14 protein-coding genes are annotated in these 14,987 nt (G+C 57.3%); 10 read left to right on the top strand and 4 right to left on the bottom strand.

What is annotated here, in order from left to right; all coding sequences use genetic code 11:
- Positions 1 to 55 precede the first annotated feature (55 nt).
- On the bottom strand, positions 56 to 2,770 hold the full coding sequence (locus tag M0G74_RS11735; RefSeq protein ID WP_248217188.1) for a S8 family serine peptidase: 2,715 nt from the start codon (positions 2,768 to 2,770) through the stop codon (positions 56 to 58).
- A gap of 270 nt (positions 2,771 to 3,040) precedes the next feature.
- On the opposite strand from M0G74_RS11735, the gene M0G74_RS11730 reads away from it, so the two are divergent.
- From M0G74_RS11730 to M0G74_RS11715, 4 genes are all read left to right on the top strand, one after another.
- Positions 3,041 to 3,415, top strand: coding sequence for a hypothetical protein (locus M0G74_RS11730; RefSeq protein WP_248217186.1), 375 nt, complete (start codon positions 3,041 to 3,043; stop codon positions 3,413 to 3,415).
- Positions 3,416 to 3,755: 340 nt separating this feature from the next.
- Positions 3,756 to 4,229: a hypothetical protein gene (locus M0G74_RS11725; RefSeq protein ID WP_248217184.1), complete on the top strand. Its 474-nt coding sequence runs from the start codon at positions 3,756 to 3,758 to the stop codon at positions 4,227 to 4,229.
- A 10-nt stretch (positions 4,230 to 4,239) separates the two neighbouring features.
- Positions 4,240 to 4,689: a hypothetical protein gene (locus M0G74_RS11720; RefSeq protein ID WP_248217182.1), complete on the top strand. Its 450-nt coding sequence runs from the start codon at positions 4,240 to 4,242 to the stop codon at positions 4,687 to 4,689.
- A gap of 24 nt (positions 4,690 to 4,713) precedes the next feature.
- Positions 4,714 to 5,751 (top strand): peptidoglycan-binding protein, encoded by a 1,038-nt coding sequence (locus M0G74_RS11715; RefSeq protein WP_248217180.1) that lies wholly within the window; start codon positions 4,714 to 4,716, stop codon positions 5,749 to 5,751.
- Between the two features lie 86 nt (positions 5,752 to 5,837).
- Here the strand turns inward: M0G74_RS11715 and ggt are convergent, their stop codons facing one another.
- The 3 genes from ggt to rsmD all read right to left on the bottom strand — a co-directional run bounded on the left by ggt (position 5,838) and on the right by rsmD (position 8,924).
- Positions 5,838 to 7,574, bottom strand: a complete 1,737-nt coding sequence (ggt, locus tag M0G74_RS11710) for a gamma-glutamyltransferase (protein WP_248217178.1) — start codon at positions 7,572 to 7,574, stop codon at positions 5,838 to 5,840.
- An 87-nt stretch (positions 7,575 to 7,661) separates the two neighbouring features.
- The gene (gene coaD / locus M0G74_RS11705; protein ID WP_160151981.1) at positions 7,662 to 8,150 is read right to left on the bottom strand and encodes a pantetheine-phosphate adenylyltransferase; all 489 of its coding nucleotides are present in this window, start codon (positions 8,148 to 8,150) and stop codon (positions 7,662 to 7,664) included.
- Positions 8,151 to 8,309: 159 nt separating this feature from the next.
- Entirely contained in the window at positions 8,310 to 8,924 is a 615-nt protein-coding gene (gene rsmD, locus M0G74_RS11700) for a 16S rRNA (guanine(966)-N(2))-methyltransferase RsmD (protein WP_248217176.1), read from the bottom strand.
- 151 nt (positions 8,925 to 9,075) lie between these two features.
- Between rsmD and ftsY the strand changes: the two genes are divergently transcribed.
- The 6 genes from ftsY to trmB all read left to right on the top strand — a co-directional run bounded on the left by ftsY (position 9,076) and on the right by trmB (position 14,978).
- Complete coding sequence (gene ftsY / locus M0G74_RS11695) at positions 9,076 to 10,365, top strand: signal recognition particle-docking protein FtsY (RefSeq protein WP_248217175.1); 1,290 nt, start codon at positions 9,076 to 9,078, stop codon at positions 10,363 to 10,365.
- Between the two features lie 202 nt (positions 10,366 to 10,567).
- Positions 10,568 to 11,251, top strand: coding sequence for a cell division ATP-binding protein FtsE (gene ftsE / locus M0G74_RS11690; RefSeq protein WP_248217172.1), 684 nt, complete (start codon positions 10,568 to 10,570; stop codon positions 11,249 to 11,251).
- Positions 11,235 to 12,233, top strand: coding sequence for a permease-like cell division protein FtsX (gene ftsX, locus M0G74_RS11685; RefSeq protein ID WP_248217171.1), 999 nt, complete (start codon positions 11,235 to 11,237; stop codon positions 12,231 to 12,233). Before ftsE ends, ftsX begins: the two co-directional genes overlap by 17 nt.
- A gap of 275 nt (positions 12,234 to 12,508) precedes the next feature.
- On the top strand, positions 12,509 to 13,363 hold the full coding sequence (gene rpoH / locus M0G74_RS11680; RefSeq protein ID WP_160151986.1) for an RNA polymerase sigma factor RpoH: 855 nt from the start codon (positions 12,509 to 12,511) through the stop codon (positions 13,361 to 13,363).
- A gap of 255 nt (positions 13,364 to 13,618) precedes the next feature.
- Entirely contained in the window at positions 13,619 to 13,996 is a 378-nt protein-coding gene (locus tag M0G74_RS11675; protein ID WP_248217665.1) for a DUF423 domain-containing protein, read from the top strand.
- Between the two features lie 244 nt (positions 13,997 to 14,240).
- The gene (gene trmB / locus M0G74_RS11670; protein WP_248217166.1) at positions 14,241 to 14,978 is read left to right on the top strand and encodes a tRNA (guanosine(46)-N7)-methyltransferase TrmB; all 738 of its coding nucleotides are present in this window, start codon (positions 14,241 to 14,243) and stop codon (positions 14,976 to 14,978) included.
- Positions 14,979 to 14,987: the final 9 nt, after the last annotated feature.

The raw sequence follows: 14,987 nt of genomic DNA, 5'->3' as shown, positions 1-14,987 counted from the left end.
AATAAAAAACGGGGTCCAAAAGGCCCCGTTTTCATTTCCGATACGACAGCGCTGTTCAGCGCACAACCGTAATCGGCGGTGATGTCCAGGTTTCGAAGTCCGGAAAACTCACACCATCTCCCCCGAGTTTGTCGAACTCCAGGCGAATGTAGTAAGTGCCCGCTGGGGCCGGAGCGCCGTCTTCCAGCATACCGTCCCACTGCGCAAAATCGATGCCGGTGCCGGCGCCGCTGTTGCGTACCCAGTGTTCGAACAGTTTTGCAGGGCGCAGGCCGGTGTAGCGATCCTTGGCCCAGGCAACTGTTTGGCCGGCTTCATTGATCACCCGTGCACGATACTTGCGCAGCATCGGGAAGCCTTGGGAAACCATGGCGAAGGCCGCGTCGTCGTACTTGTCGCCGTTGGTGAAGTCCAGTGTCAATGGTGTGCTCTTGCCGGTGGACCAGCCACAGGATCCCGGGGTCGGGTCGCTACAGCAGCGGGCCTGAGTCGGGGGCGGGCCGCTGCAGTAGGGGCGCGATTCCGGGCGCAGGGACGGGTTGTCCAGGCCGGGGTTGATGTCGGTAAAGGTCGGGTTGAGTGCCGGAAGTTCCTGGTATGCCCCTTTCAGGCCGAGATAGGGGACTCGCAGGGAATCGCCGGCTTCAGGTACCAGTTCAATCCAACCGGAGAGAATGGATCCACCCGGCAACTCTCCCGGCTCGCGGAAGCTGGCGGTGAAGCTCGCTTCGCCGTCGGCAGGAACGGTCAAGGTGTCGGCGGAAAAGGTCACGTCTGCGGTGGCCTTGCTCGGGTTCCAGAAGGCGGTCATCGGGGGTGCCACAGAAATCGCTGGATTGTGTCGCAGCGTATAGGTTACTGCCTTGCTGCTCTTGTTTTCGATGGTGATTTGCTCACTGGCGACCGCACCCCGCAGGTCTCCCAGAGAGATCTTCGCCGGCAGCGCTTTTGCCTTGCTGGCAATCGCCGCGAGGGCATTGACCATGCCGGCACCCTGCTGCGCCACTGGCTGCAAGCCCAGGCTGGTGTCGAAGTTCGCGCGTGTGGGCGTGGAGCTGCTCAGCAGAATTTCACGCACTTCGTGGGCTTTCAGTTTCGGATTCGCGGAAAGCATCAGCGCCGCAATACCGGCCACATGCGGTGCGGCCATGGAGGTGCCGGTCATCACACCGTAGTCACCCGCATAGTTCGGAACCGTCGAGAAAATGTTGCCGCCCGGTGCCATTACATCCGGTTTCAGCTCCAGCTCGTGGGAAGGGCCCCAGGAGCTGAAGAAGCCGGTGAGGCCGCCGAAGTTGCCCGGGACATCAAAGTAGTGTCCCCAGTCGAGACTGGCGCCCGGGCTCATGGCCGCGATTTTTTCGCCATCCATGGTGCGCACAATCACCGTGGGAATTTCCAACGGTGTCTTGGTGCTGTTCCACTGGCCGGGCCAGCTTTCGGGGTTGTAGGAACTCTGCCACCAAATGACCGCCTCGGCGCCAGCCTCGGCAAACTGATTGATTGCGGTGTAGGTGCGGCAGGTGTAATGACCGCGCTGGAGCAGCACGACATTGCCCTCGTAGGAAACGTCCTCAGGGATCGGCTGACAATTGGCAACGCCTGCGTCCACGATCGGGAAGCTGCCAGCACCGGGAACCGCTGCGCCGTTGTACATGATACGGAACGGCACCGTCTCACTGTTGGAGAGCTCGAACGCCAGTTCCTTGCGGGACTCGTCATAAGCACCGCCGACCGCGATGGCCTGCTTGGCAATGGCTGGGGCGCCCGGCAGGAATGGGCCGGCATTGGAGTTGCCAATGGCCACCACTGGAACGGTGCCGCTTTTCAGCATGCGATCCGCGGCGCGCGCCATCAGGCCGTTCTGGATCACTTCAGCACGATTACTGCCCCAGCTCATATTCACCACGTCGCAGCCGTCTTCCACCGCCTGCTCCATCGCCGCTATCAATACATCCTCGGTAGCGCCGCGATTCTGGGTACCGAAAATTCGATAGGCTCGCAGTTTCGCATCCGGGGCTACCCCGACCATGATGTCGTCATTACCGGCGACGATACCGGACACGTGTGTGCCGTGCATTTCTGCCGCGCCGTACTGGTCGTCGAACGGATCCGGATCGTTATCGGCAAAATCGTAACCGCCGATGACCTTGCTGTTCGGGAAGCCGGGGCCGCCGAAAGCGCGGTGGTTGTAGTCGATACCACTGTCGATCACGCCGACCACAACACCTTTACCAGTTATGCCGGCCGCGTGCGCTTCCGGCACGCCGGTCAGGTTGGTAACCGTGACATTTTCCCGGGTTGTACCTTCAGGTACCTTCGCTGGTACCGGGGAGGTTCCACTCATGACTTCGTAAATTGGATAGGTCGCACTGACCAGGTCCAGTGCCTCCAGTTTGGCGAGGTCATCTGCGGAGACTTCGATCGACAGTCCATTGAACAGCACGTCGAAATGCTTGCGCTCGGAAAACGCGATACCAGCGGCCTTGGCCTGTGCACGAAAATCGCTCTGTTCCTGGGCCAGCTTCTTAAGGTAAGCCGCTTTGCGATTCGGGTTTACACCGGCCTCTGCCAGCGGCTTGCTGGAAAGTTCGATGAAGCGCACCAGTTTTCCATTAGCCGTTACGGGTTCAACGGTTTCCGCCGCCGGTTCGATATCCACGGCCAATTCACTGGCGTAGGCGCCGTGGGTAGAAAGGGCTCCGCTAACAAGCACTGCCGCCGCCAGTAAGGTGCGGCGCAAGCCTGTGCCGGGTAAATACTCGGTCATCTCATTCACTCCTGATGATGTACCTGCAAGAAATGAGGGCAGCTTGTGGCCAGCCCGTTCAGTACATGGAAATAACTCGAAGATGCTATGAGAGCGGAAAGCGCGGTCACTATAGGGGAATCCCCGATTTTGTCGGGAATGCGAAGCGGCTCCGGTACCGTTTGTTGGAAATGCGAATGGCATCACTCCGGCAATGGGTGGTAGTGAAACTGGGTATTTGTTGTCACTCAGCCTAAGTTTGACTCCGTTAATCCAATCGGTCCCGATGCAATGATTATGATGTTGCCCTTCCTCACGGCACTTGTCTCTTCTGCCGGAATGGTTTCATCGGCGCGCCAGGTACTGTTGCATATTGCTCATGGGGATCCCGGATATGGCTCGCCGTTTCTCGGCTTGCATTTTTATACCTGGGCGCTGGTAGGATTCTTTGTACTGGCGATATTGCTCTGTGGACTGTTGCTGATCGACAAAATGACGCCGCAAGAAGCCGCCGATACGCCCCGCCATCCCGGTTGGTTGGGACGGTCGGCGGGCGTCAGCTTTTTGGTGATTCTGGCTCTAAACCTGCTCTCCACCCTGCTCGAATGTGGCTTGGGCCCCTGCCAGGACAACCCAGCCAACTACTTGTGGTTGCCTGGCCAGTAAGTGGTTACTTGTTCATTGCACTTGTTTTGGGTGTATAAAGCAGCTTGCACACTTTTGGTGAAGCACATCTTTGGTACATCCCGGTAACTTCGCCCGGAAGATCATAAGCCAGCGTAATCGTTGCCTTTTCTATGAAGTCAGCGCTAAAAGCGAAAGAATCTTTCCAGATATCCGCACCTGCTAAATAAAACGCTCGTACCGATTCTGTGCGGCGGTTTTCTAGCTTGCCAAGTTAAGTGTAATGTTGGCAATTATCCCGTGATACCTTGTATAGAAATTCACCGGTTTTGAACATAGAATCGTGTGAACTATTGGCTATTGAAACCGCAAGGGAAATCTTATGCAGTTATTCAAAGGCGTGATGGCGATTGGATTATTCGTCATTTCGTCAAGCTTACTGGCAAATGAATGTCTGGTATCTACAACACCTAGAGCCCTGTTTTCGGGTCTTGAGCAAGTTACTGATGAAAAGTTCGCGCCTGACCGGGGAGAATATAGTGCAACGTTAAAGGACGGCAGCAGTATCACTGCGCGATTTGATTTATGCGGTCTGGGACTTAAAGCGAGTTATTTGATTGAGCATAAAAACGATGGTTTACCAGACTATATAAGCTTTCTTCTTTTGAATGTAATGCCACCTGATAGTGCAGCCGACTCCATTGCATCAAAGGTGGCGGCTCACACAGAAGATGACTTTCGCGGTGGGGTGACCTTACCGGGTTCAAATGGGGATCACTGGGTGCAGGTAAAAGACTTTCCAAGCCCTGTATATGAAGCTGTCATTCACTATCGCTGGATTCCTCCAGAACACTAAGGGCAGTGCTATGAAATTTTTAATGTTGGTGGGGTTAGTTACACTTTTATTTATTCCGCTTACTGGGTGTGCCGAAAGTATTTCTAGCGGAAAAGATAATTCGCGTACTGATCTAGAAAAAAAGATTTTTCCTGATAGTGAAATTAAAACTGAGCTTAAGGATCACGGAAATATTCTGTCTATAAAGAGAAGTGAGACTGGAACTATAGATGCCAGTTATGTTTTAACTTACCCCCCTACAAGGGAGGATCTCGCTAATCGAATTATAGAACTGATGAAGGTAGTAGAAATAAATGGCGAATTCATTCAAAAAATGGGGTCGCGACTTCAAAGAAATCGTGTTTTGGGTAAAGAGGAATTTTCTCTGCCTCTCACCGACTTTGATGGGAAGGTATATCGGTTCAATTTCATCAGTGATACTGAAAACGGTTTCTATGTAATTAGTTACGCTTCAAATTGAGTTTGGCATTACAGGGAGGTTGTAATGTATATCGTCGGTTCAGTCGGGCTGAATGGAAACAATGGTAAGGATGATGTTGGTTTTGTTCAGGATTTACTTAAGCTACTTTCTGAGCAAGATTTACGCATGCCTGAAATAGAGGTGGATGGAGTATCTGGTCCACAGACAAAAGACGCTATTGCTAAATTTCAAAAGTTCTATGTAAAGTTGCAAAGGCCAGATTCTCGCATTGATCCTAATGGTCGAACGGAAAAAATGCTGGTGGCCAAAGCGATTGAGATAGACAAAGATCTGATACCTGTTCTAGTTAGAAAGCATGGGCTTCGCCGTCAAACACCGGCAAAATCTGGAGCTGGTCCCCGCACTATTCACTATCGCCCGAATGCCAAGAAAGTATTGAGTACGTATACCGAAAATATAGTGAAATTGGCCATGGGTTTTGGTGGGGTCACTAAGTGTGACATTTCCAGCACCATACGCACGATGGATGATCAGGCGCGGATTATGTATGACAACTGTGCCGGCTTTCCTGCTGCAACCTCTGTCGCTAGTTTGAGGGCGGCAAGAGGGTGGGGTTATGCAGCGGCTGGTAGGAAGGTGGAGGAGGTTTTCTTTGCCAACAAGTCAAAGCCCCGGGCAGACGTTATTTCTTTGATGAAGCAGAAAATTGCCTCTGTATCCACTGCGGGAGTCAGAGTATCCCTGCACTGTGTGCCTGAGGCAGATTACAAAAAAAATAATATTCTCGATATACCATATAGCAGCATTGATGCTGGTAAGCGCAAAGATTTTGAAATTGCCTTGATGGGAATGTCCACAGAGGTCAAAAATTTGCGATATCGGCAGCCGGCGAAAGCAGAAGAGTATATCGCTAGGCTGATAATCGAAGACAAGTGCTGGCATTTGGAGATACCGCAACTCAATAAGGTGCTCCCTAATGCCAAGGCCCCGAGTGCGCCGGTCGTAAAACACGGCAATCGCCCTCAAGTTGTCTCTGCCGGTTTTTTTGCAGATTTTTGGTCAGGCGATTACTTTGGCAGGTTTCTGGACGACTGGTTTTAAGTCCTGTGGCCGGGCTGGTGGGCTGCGTTTAGTCGACCTTCCGGGCAACTTCACGAATTAACAGTGGTTGCCCGGTAGATAAGCAGCTATTTGCCGAGCGCGCTGCCTTCCCGGCGGGGGTCGGCGCCACCCTGTAGCTTGCCGTCGATCAGGGCAATGGCGTGGATGCCGCTGTTCAATTCTTTCTGCACAAGCTTGTGGCCCATGGCCTCCAGTTGTTTGATTTCCGCTTCCTTCAGCGCCCCGGGTTCCACTTCCACTCTATAGCCGATTGCGCCGATATTGCCGGCATCAATGGCTTCGGCAATGGGCATACCTTTGGCCAGGTGATAGAGAATGGTGCGCGCGGTGTAGTCGATGATCCGCGAGCCGCCGGGGGAGCCGACGATCAACCGCAGGCTGCCGTCTTCATTGAATACGATAGTCGGTGACATGGAGGAGCGCGGGCGCTTGCCGGGCTGGATGCGGTTGGCCACCAGCTGCTTGTCGGCATTGGTGGGCACGAAAGAAAAGTCGGTGAGCTGGTTGTTCAGCAGAAAACCTTTCACCAGCAGCCGCGAGCCAAAGCCGGTTTCGATACTCGTGGTCATGCTCACGGCATTGCCGTACTGGTCGACGATGGACAGGTGGCTGGTGTTGGGTAGTTCCGGGGACTTGGCGGTGCGGCGCACGGTGGCTAAGCCGGCGGGGTCGCCGGCGACAGCGGGTTGCGCTTTTACTGGGTCGATCAGCTTGGCTCTTGCGGCGAGATAATCTGGATCAACCATGGCCTGGGTGGGCACCGGGATAAAGTCGCTGTCGGTGCTGTAGGTGTTGCGATCCGCAAACGCCAGCTCCGAGGCTTCCACAAACAGGTGAGTGAGCTCTGCGCTGCCCACTTCATATTGGTCCAGCGGAAACTGCTGCAGCATGCCGAGTATCGCGCCCACGGTGGTGCCGCCAGAGGATGGCGCCGCGGCGCCACAGACGTCGTACACCAGAAATGCCGCGCACACCGGCTCGCGCACCTTGGCCCGGTAGTCCGCCATATCTTTGCGGGTCATTACGCCCGGGTTTTCGGGGTCATTGCGCACCGCTTCGACGATAGCGGCGGCAATGTCGCCATCGTAAAAAGGTTTGCTGCCCTTTTCAGCCAGCTGACGCAAAGTGTCGGCATATTCCGGGTTTTTCAGCAGATGGCCCACCGGTAGGGGTTCGCCGCCATCATCAAAAAAGTAATCGCGAATTGCCGGGCGCACGGCCACTCGCGGCATCTGCACCAGCAGCTGATGCAGTCTCGGCGAAACACTGAAGCCCTGTTCGGCCAGTGTAATGGCGGGCTGGAACAGCTCTTTCCACGGCAGTTTGCCATCGCGTTTGTGGGCGAGTTCCAGCATGCGCACGACACCGGGCACACCCACCGAGTTGCCGCCAATCACCGCCTCGAGAAAGCCTCGCGGTTGGCCGTCGCGCATAAAGTAGTCTTCATCCACCGCCATGGGTGCGGTTTCGCGGCCGTCGTAGGAGAAGAGCTTTTTCTCGTCAGCGCGATAACTCAGCATAAAGGCACCGCCGCCGATGCCGGAGGACTGCGGCTCCACCAGGCTCAATACCAGTTGTGCGGCGATGGCGGCATCCACCGCAGTCCCGCCCTTGGCGAGGATGATTTCGGCGGCTGCAGAAGCGTGGGGATTGGCGGTTACCGCCATGTAGCGATCGGCGGTAGCGGACTTGATCTCGGTGCGGCCGGTCGCGAACTCGGGCTGTACTTCGCCCTGGGGGGCGGCGACGGCGGTGGCCGAGATAAAGAAAACAGAGAGGGAAAACTGCAGGAGTCTGTTCACGGGCGATCCATTTACCGGTTTGGCCGGAGAGTGGCTGGAACGCCCGAGTGTATCAGACCTGATAAAAGTGCGGTGCTGGGACCGAAGTTACGGAGTCCGCTGGCTGTATTTTTCTTCCAGCGCCTTCTGCACACCCGGTGGTACAAACTTGGTGACATCACCACCGAGGGAGGCGATCTCGCGCACCAGAGAGGAAGAGATGTAGGACAGATGCTCTGCCGGGGTGAGGAACAGGCTTTCCATCTGCGGCGCCAGCTGGCGGTTCATGTTCGCGAGCTGGAACTCGTACTCGAAGTCCGATACTGCGCGCAGGCCGCGCACTACGCCGTAGGCATCAACTTGACGCACCAGGTCGGCGAGCAGGATATCGAAGCCGATGACCTCGATGTTGTCCAGGTGAGACAGCTCCTGTTGGGCCAGCTCCACCCGTTCTTCCATGGTAAACAGCGGGTTTTTACGGGTGCTGGCGGCCACGGCGACGATAACGTGATCGAACAGTCGGCAGGCCCGCTCGACCAGGTCCATATGTCCGTTGGTGATGGGGTCAAAGGTACCCGGGTAAACCACTTTTTTCATAAGCCAAATCGCCTTGCCGGCCAGAAGGGACGCGCATCTTAAACAATTTAGCGCTAAGGCTCAAAAGTGCGCGGATCTGCGGCTAATTTAGCGCTAGTTTGGGGGGTACCTTATTTGATTTGGCGGTACCTTAACGGCTGGGGGAATCTCAGGTGGCGTTCAGGTGGCGTAAAGCCGCATGCAGACCTGCCCTGCCTGTTTTTCCTTCTCCAGCTCCCATTCCGCCGGCACCGGCATGGCGGTATCCCGCGGCGATTCCACGTAAATCCGCGCGTTGTCGGCGATCAGGCCGGCTTCGGTCAGCGCCGCAAGGGTGCTTTGCCAGAGATCCCCGGCAAACGGGGGGTCAACAAAGATCACATCGAAAGGTTGATGACTGGCTGCTGCCTGTGACAGGAAGACTTCTGCGGGGCAGTTGTGCACCCGTCCACCTTCCGCCTGCAGCAATTCCAGCTGTTGGCGCAGCATCTGTGCCGCGCCGCGATCCAGTTCCACAAAGTCCACGGTTTCGGCGCCGCGGCTCAGAGCCTCAAGGCCCAGGGCTCCGGAGCCCGCGAACAGGTCCAGGCAGCGGGCGCCGGGCAAATGGAACTGGAGCCAGTTGAACAGGGTTTCCCGCAGCCGGTCCCCGGTGGGGCGCAGTCCTTCGATGGGCGCAAACGCCACCTTCCGGCCCCGCCAGCGGCCGCCGATGATCCGCAGCTGGGATGCTTGCTTGGGCGCTTTTGGGGAAGTGTGGCGTGACGATGAACTGGAGTTGCGGTTTCTGGCCAAGGGGGTCTCTGTGCAGGAATCAATAGGCATCAATTAGACTGGGGATGGCTGTGTGTTAAACAGCCAGCGGTGCTAAGATTAGCGCCTTTCCGCCGCTGACCGCCAGTCAGCGGCTATCACTACTGAATCCCAGTTACAGAATCCGCATACGATGATTTTTGATTTCCTGCGCAAGAAAAAGCCAGAAGGCGAAGAAGCGGCTGCCGAACCGGTAGCCACCCCGGAGGCCGCCGAAACGGAATTCGAGATTCCCGACAATCTGCGAGCGGAGCCGGAACCGCAGGCCGAGCTGCCAGAGCCAGTGCCGGAAGCGCCCGCGGAGCCGGTGGTCGAAGAGGAGCAGGTGGTTGAAGAGGAGCCGGTGGCCGATGAAAAGTTATCCACAGAAGAAGCGCCGGAATCCGCGTTCGACCCCAGTCCGCAGCCAGTGGCAGAGCCCGAGCCTGTCGCAGAGCCAGAGCCAGAGCCAGAGCTGGCCTCTGCCGAGCCTGCGGTGCAGGAAAAACCAAAAAAAGAGGGCTTCTTCGCCCGCATCCGCCGCGGACTCTCCCGTACCAGTAGCCAGTTTGCCGAAGGCATGGGCAACCTGTTCCTGGGTGCCAAGGAGATCGACGAAGACCTGATGGAAGAGCTGGAAACCCAGCTGCTGATGGCGGACGTGGGTGTGGACGCCACCACCGAAATTATCGACCGCCTCACCGACCGGGTTTCCCGTCGCGAGCTGTCCAACGGCGAAGCCCTCTACGCCGCGCTGCAGGAAGAGCTGGCCAGCCTGCTGGACCAGGTCGAAGCCCCGCTGGCCATTGACCAGGGCAAACAGCCTTTTGTGATTCTGGTGGTAGGGGTCAACGGCGTCGGCAAGACCACCACCATCGGCAAGCTCGCCCACCGCTTCCTGAATGAAGGCAAATCCGTGATGCTGGCGGCCGGTGATACTTTCCGCGCCGCTGCGGTAGAGCAACTGCAGGTGTGGGGTCAGCGCCACAATGTGCCGGTCGTTGCCCAGCACACTGGTGCCGACAGTGCCTCGGTGATCTTTGATGCCATCCAGTCCGCCCAGTCCCGCGGTGTGGATGTGGTGATTGCCGATACTGCTGGGCGTCTGCACAACAAGTCGAACCTGATGGAAGAGCTGTCGAAAGTGCGCCGGGTCATGGGCAAGCTGGACGGCAGTGCGCCCCACGAGGTTCTGCTGGTACTGGATGCCGGCACCGGCCAGAACGCACTCTCGCAAGCCGAGACCTTCCGCGATACCGCTGGTGTTACCGGACTGGTGCTCACCAAACTGGATGGCACCGCCAAGGGCGGGGTGATTTTCGCGCTGGCGCAGAAGCTGGGGATTCCGGTACGCTTTATCGGTGTGGGGGAGCAGGCGGAAGATTTGCAGCCGTTTGTGGCCAAGGACTTTGTTGCGGCGCTGTTTAACAGAAGCCAAGGTTGAAATAGCAGAGAATTCCATGGCCCGTACAAGCATCTGAAACCGGATGCGAAGGTGTCGATATCGGGTCTAGCTTTGTGAGACCGTCTGCGGCCAGGGATGGGTTTATGGCGTGTCTCACAAAGCTAGACCCGGTAGCGGCACCGCCACAGCACCTGAAAAGCACCTTCGCGTCCCGAAAACCAAGAACAACAAAAACGCGCTCATGATCCAATTCGATAACGTCAACAAACGCTACGAGTCCGGGCAGGACGCGCTGGGTCGCGTCAGTCTCGAAATCGACCGCGCGGAGATGGTGTTTCTCACCGGGCACTCGGGTGCCGGCAAGAGCACCCTGCTGAAACTGCTTACCGCCATCGAGCGCCCTACCCGTGGCAGCATCATTGTCGGCGGCCAGAATCTGAATCGCCTGCGCAACAGCCAGATTCCTTACTACCGCCGCAATCTCGGCATCGTATTCCAGAACCACCAGTTACTGTTTGATCGCAGCGTGTTCGACAACGTCGCCCTGCCGCTGTCGGTCTCCGGCTGCAGCAAGCGCGAAGTCGGCCGCCGGGTGCGGGCCGCGCTGGACAAGGTGGGGCTGCTGCACAAGGAAAAGCAGAACCCCATCGTGCTCTCCGGCGGTGAGCAGCAGCGGGTGGGTATTGCCCGCGCGGTGGTGAACAAGCCCGCCCTGCTGGTGGCCGATGAGCCCACCGGTAACCTCGACCCCCAACTCTCGCAGGAGATCATGGACCTGTTCCGGCAGTTCAACGCCGTGGGCACCACGGTACTGATCGCGAGCCACGACCTCGAACTGATCGCGCGCATGCGCCAGCGGGTGCTGACCCTGCAGGCGGGGCAATTGATCTACGACGGATACCCCAGCCGTGAACCAGCGTACTAAGCCCTCTCCCCCTGCGACCGAACGCCCACGCGCAGCCGGCGCGGTCACCGCCCGCACTGGCGCCGGTGACCGATTCAGCAGCTGGCTGGGTCACCACCGCGAAATGTGGCGAGAATCCTGGGTGCGTTTCTTTGCCTCACCCATGTCCAGTGGCATGACCGCACTGGTGATCGCCATCGCCCTGGCGCTGCCGGCGGCACTGCAGTTAGGACTCACCAACTTCCAGAAAGCCGTTGCCGGCTGGGATGGGCAACCACAGATTTCGGTATTCCTGCACAAGCGCGCGAAACAGAGCGCGGTGGCTTCCTACGCGGATGACCTGCGCGCAGATCCGCTGGTGGCGGGTGTGACCTATATCTCTCCGGAGCAGGCGCTGGCCGAGTTCCAGCAAGCCTCGGGGCTGGGTGATGCACTGGTGGGGATGGAAAGCAATCCGCTGCCAGCGGTGCTACTGGTGCGCCCGTCGGGTACCGACAGCTTGGCATTGGAGGCGCTGGCGGAGCGTCTGCGGGAGAGCGCGCTGACGGATTCGGTGGTACTGGATATGGCCTGGGTACAGCGCTTGGCGCAGTTGACCGAGCTGGGCCGGCGCATGAGCCTGGGCCTGGCGTGTTTGCTGGCCCTGGGGGTGTTGCTGGTGGTGGTGAACAGTATCCGCCTGCATATCGAGAATCGCCGCCAAGAGATCCTGGTGGTCAAACTGGTGGGCGCGACGGATGCGTTTGTGCGCCGGCCCTTCCTGTACACCGGTCTGGTGTACGGCCTGGTGGGCGGGCTGATTGCCTGGTTGCTGGTAAGTTTCGGTGTCTGGTTGCTGGCGGGCCCGGTAAGCGGGCTGGCAAATCTGTACGGCAGCGGTTTCCGGCTCGATGGCCCGGGCTTCACCTATCTGGTCGGTCTGGCGGGCGGCGCGGCGCTGTTGGGGCTGACCGGTGCCTGGCTGGCGGTGGCGCGGCATATTTCGGCAATTCAGCCGCGCTGACCAATGAGTCAGTCAAGTTTCGTAAAGCCCGGAACTTCCCCTGTGGATAACTGTTCTAAATAGCCGCAAATCAAGGGCTGGCGCGGTGTGCCGGCCACTCGTGGATGGGGTTCCATTTCCCGTTGCGAGTGCTACACTGTGGCCATTCTTGTCACTTCCGGATGCCTGATGTAAAGGGCCGGAGGACAAAGCCGCCGCAAACTACTGGTTCCGGTAAGAAAGAGTCCGGGCAGCAAGTGCCAAGCGGGGCAACTGAGTTACGAGGAGAATCCTGAATGGGAACCAACCTGCAGCCGATCCACACACTGTCGCCGGGCGCCAATCTGAACGCCTACATCCAGACAGTGAGCGGCTTTGAGATCCTTTCTGCCGAGGAAGAAAAGAAGCTCGCGGAAGATCTCTACTATCACGAAAATCTCGACGCAGCCCGTCAGCTGGTTATGTCCCACCTGCGTTTTGTGGTGCACATCGCCAAGTCCTATTCCGGTTACGGTCTGAACCAGGGTGACCTGATTCAGGAAGGTAACGTGGGCCTGATGAAGGCGGTAAAGCGTTTCAATCCTGAGAAAGGTGTACGCCTGGTGTCCTTTGCAGTGCACTGGATCAAGGCCGAGATTCACGAATTTATTCTGCGCAACTGGCGCATTGTGAAAATTGCCACCACCAAGGCCCAGCGCAAGCTGTTCTTCAACCTGCGTGGTCAGAAGAAGAAACTGGCGTGGCTGACCAACGATGAAGCCAAGCGCGTGGCAGCTGAGCTGAACGTCGATGTGCAACATGTGCACGATATGGAAGGTCGTCTCGCAGCCCACGATGCGGCGTTTGATGCGGGCGTGGATGACGATGAAGATTCCGCGTGGCAGGCGCCGGCGCATTACCTGGAAGACCGCCGTTACGATCCGGCCACCATGCTGGAACAGGACAACTGGCAGGAAACCAGCGTCAACAATCTGACCGCTGCGATGGAGCAGCTGGACGACCGCAGCCGCGATATCATCGAGGCGCGCTGGTTGAGCGAGAGCAAGGCGACCTTGCACGACCTCGCCGACAAGTACGGTGTTTCCGCTGAGCGTATTCGTCAGCTGGAAAAGAACGCCATGAAAAAAGTCCGGGTGGCGATGGAGGCCTGATCGTCTTCTGATCCAACCGGATTCAAGAACCGCGCTTATGGCGCGGTTTTTTCGTATCTGGTTCGGTGGTTTTTGCTTTGAAGCTGGTCTGGTGGCGGGGGATCACTGGGTGCGGGTTTTCAGAACCGCTGTGAACCCATCCCTGGGCGCTGCGGCGGCGACGTCCTGTCGCCGACGCTTCTGAAAACCCGCACCCAGTGCTCCCCCTTCGTATTGAACCGAACTACTTCGTAAGCCAGTAAGAAAGGAATGGATATGGTTAAATTGTATTTGTTGCTTGCCGCACTTTTTGGCGGCACCGGAGTCGTTCTCGGTGCCTTTGGTGCCCACGGATTGCGTGACAAAGTCGCTGAAAATCTTTTGGAAGCCTATAAAACCGGTGTGCACTATCAGATGATCCACGCCCTGGCACTAATTGCTGTGGCTATATTGATTCATCAGATCGGCGCAAAAACTTCGCTTATCGCAAGTGGTGCCCTGTTTGCTATCGGCATTCTGTTTTTCTCCGGCAGCCTCTACGGCCTGACTTTCGGTGGCCCAAGAATCCTAGGTCCCATCACACCGCTGGGTGGCACCCTGCTGATCGGCGGCTGGATAGCGCTGTTTGTCGCTGCATTCGGATATACGAAGTAAGCACCAGCGAACTACGAAGTAGAGAAGTACAAATCGCAGGGCAAGCACCGGGTATAAGTTTTCAGAAGCGTCGGCGACAGGGCCGAAGGCGCCGCGTTGAAGCGGCCGGGCCACGTCGCCGCCGCAACGCCCATGGATGGGTTCACAGTGGTTCTGAAAACTTATACCCGGTGCTTGGCCGCCACAAAACGAGCTACGAAGCACCCAGGAACTGTGCTCCGAGCCAAGAGGTAACAAAACCAAGATGCAAGAAGAGCCAAACAACGAACAAGGTAACGAGGAAGAAGACTTCCCCTACCGCACCGAATTCAAAAAGAAATCCATCCGCAGCTACGTGATTCGCGGCGGTCGTATGACCGAAGGCCAGCGCAAGGCGTTCGATACTTACTGGGGGCTCTATGGCCTGTCACTGTACGACGGTGCTATCGATCCGAAGGAAATTTTCGGCCGCGAAGCGCCGGTAGTACTGGAAATCGGCTTCGGTATGGGCGATTCCCTGCTGGAAATGACCGAAGCAGAAACCGACAAAGACTTTATCGGCATCGAAGTGCACCCCCCGGGTGTCGGCCGCCTGATCAACAATGCGGGTAAAGCCGAAGTCAAAAACCTCAAGGTCTACATGGCAGACGCCATCGATGTGCTCAACGACTGCATCGCCGACGCTAGCCTTGACCGCTTTCAGCTCTACTTCCCCGACCCCTGGCACAAGAAAAAGCACAACAAGCGCCGCATCGTGCAGCCCGAGTTCGTCAAACTCCTGTGCAGCAAACTCAAGCCCGGCGGCCTGATGCACATGGCCACCGACTGGGAAAACTACGCGGAACAGATGCTCGAAGTACTGGAAGCAGAAAGCATGCTGGAAAATACCGCGGGTAAAGGCAACTACGCCGAGCGCCCCGCATTCCGCCCGCAGACCAAGTTTGAACGCCGCGGTGAGCGCCTGGGCCACGGCGTTTGGGATTTGCTGTATACCCGGAAATAATCCGCACTC

Origin of the sequence: Microbulbifer sp. CAU 1566, from assembly GCF_023156515.1 — a bacterium.
Taxonomy (GTDB): Bacteria; Pseudomonadota; Gammaproteobacteria; order Pseudomonadales; family Cellvibrionaceae; genus Microbulbifer.
Note: the sequence above shows the minus strand (reverse complement) of the source record. Positions and strands in the feature narration are given on the sequence as shown.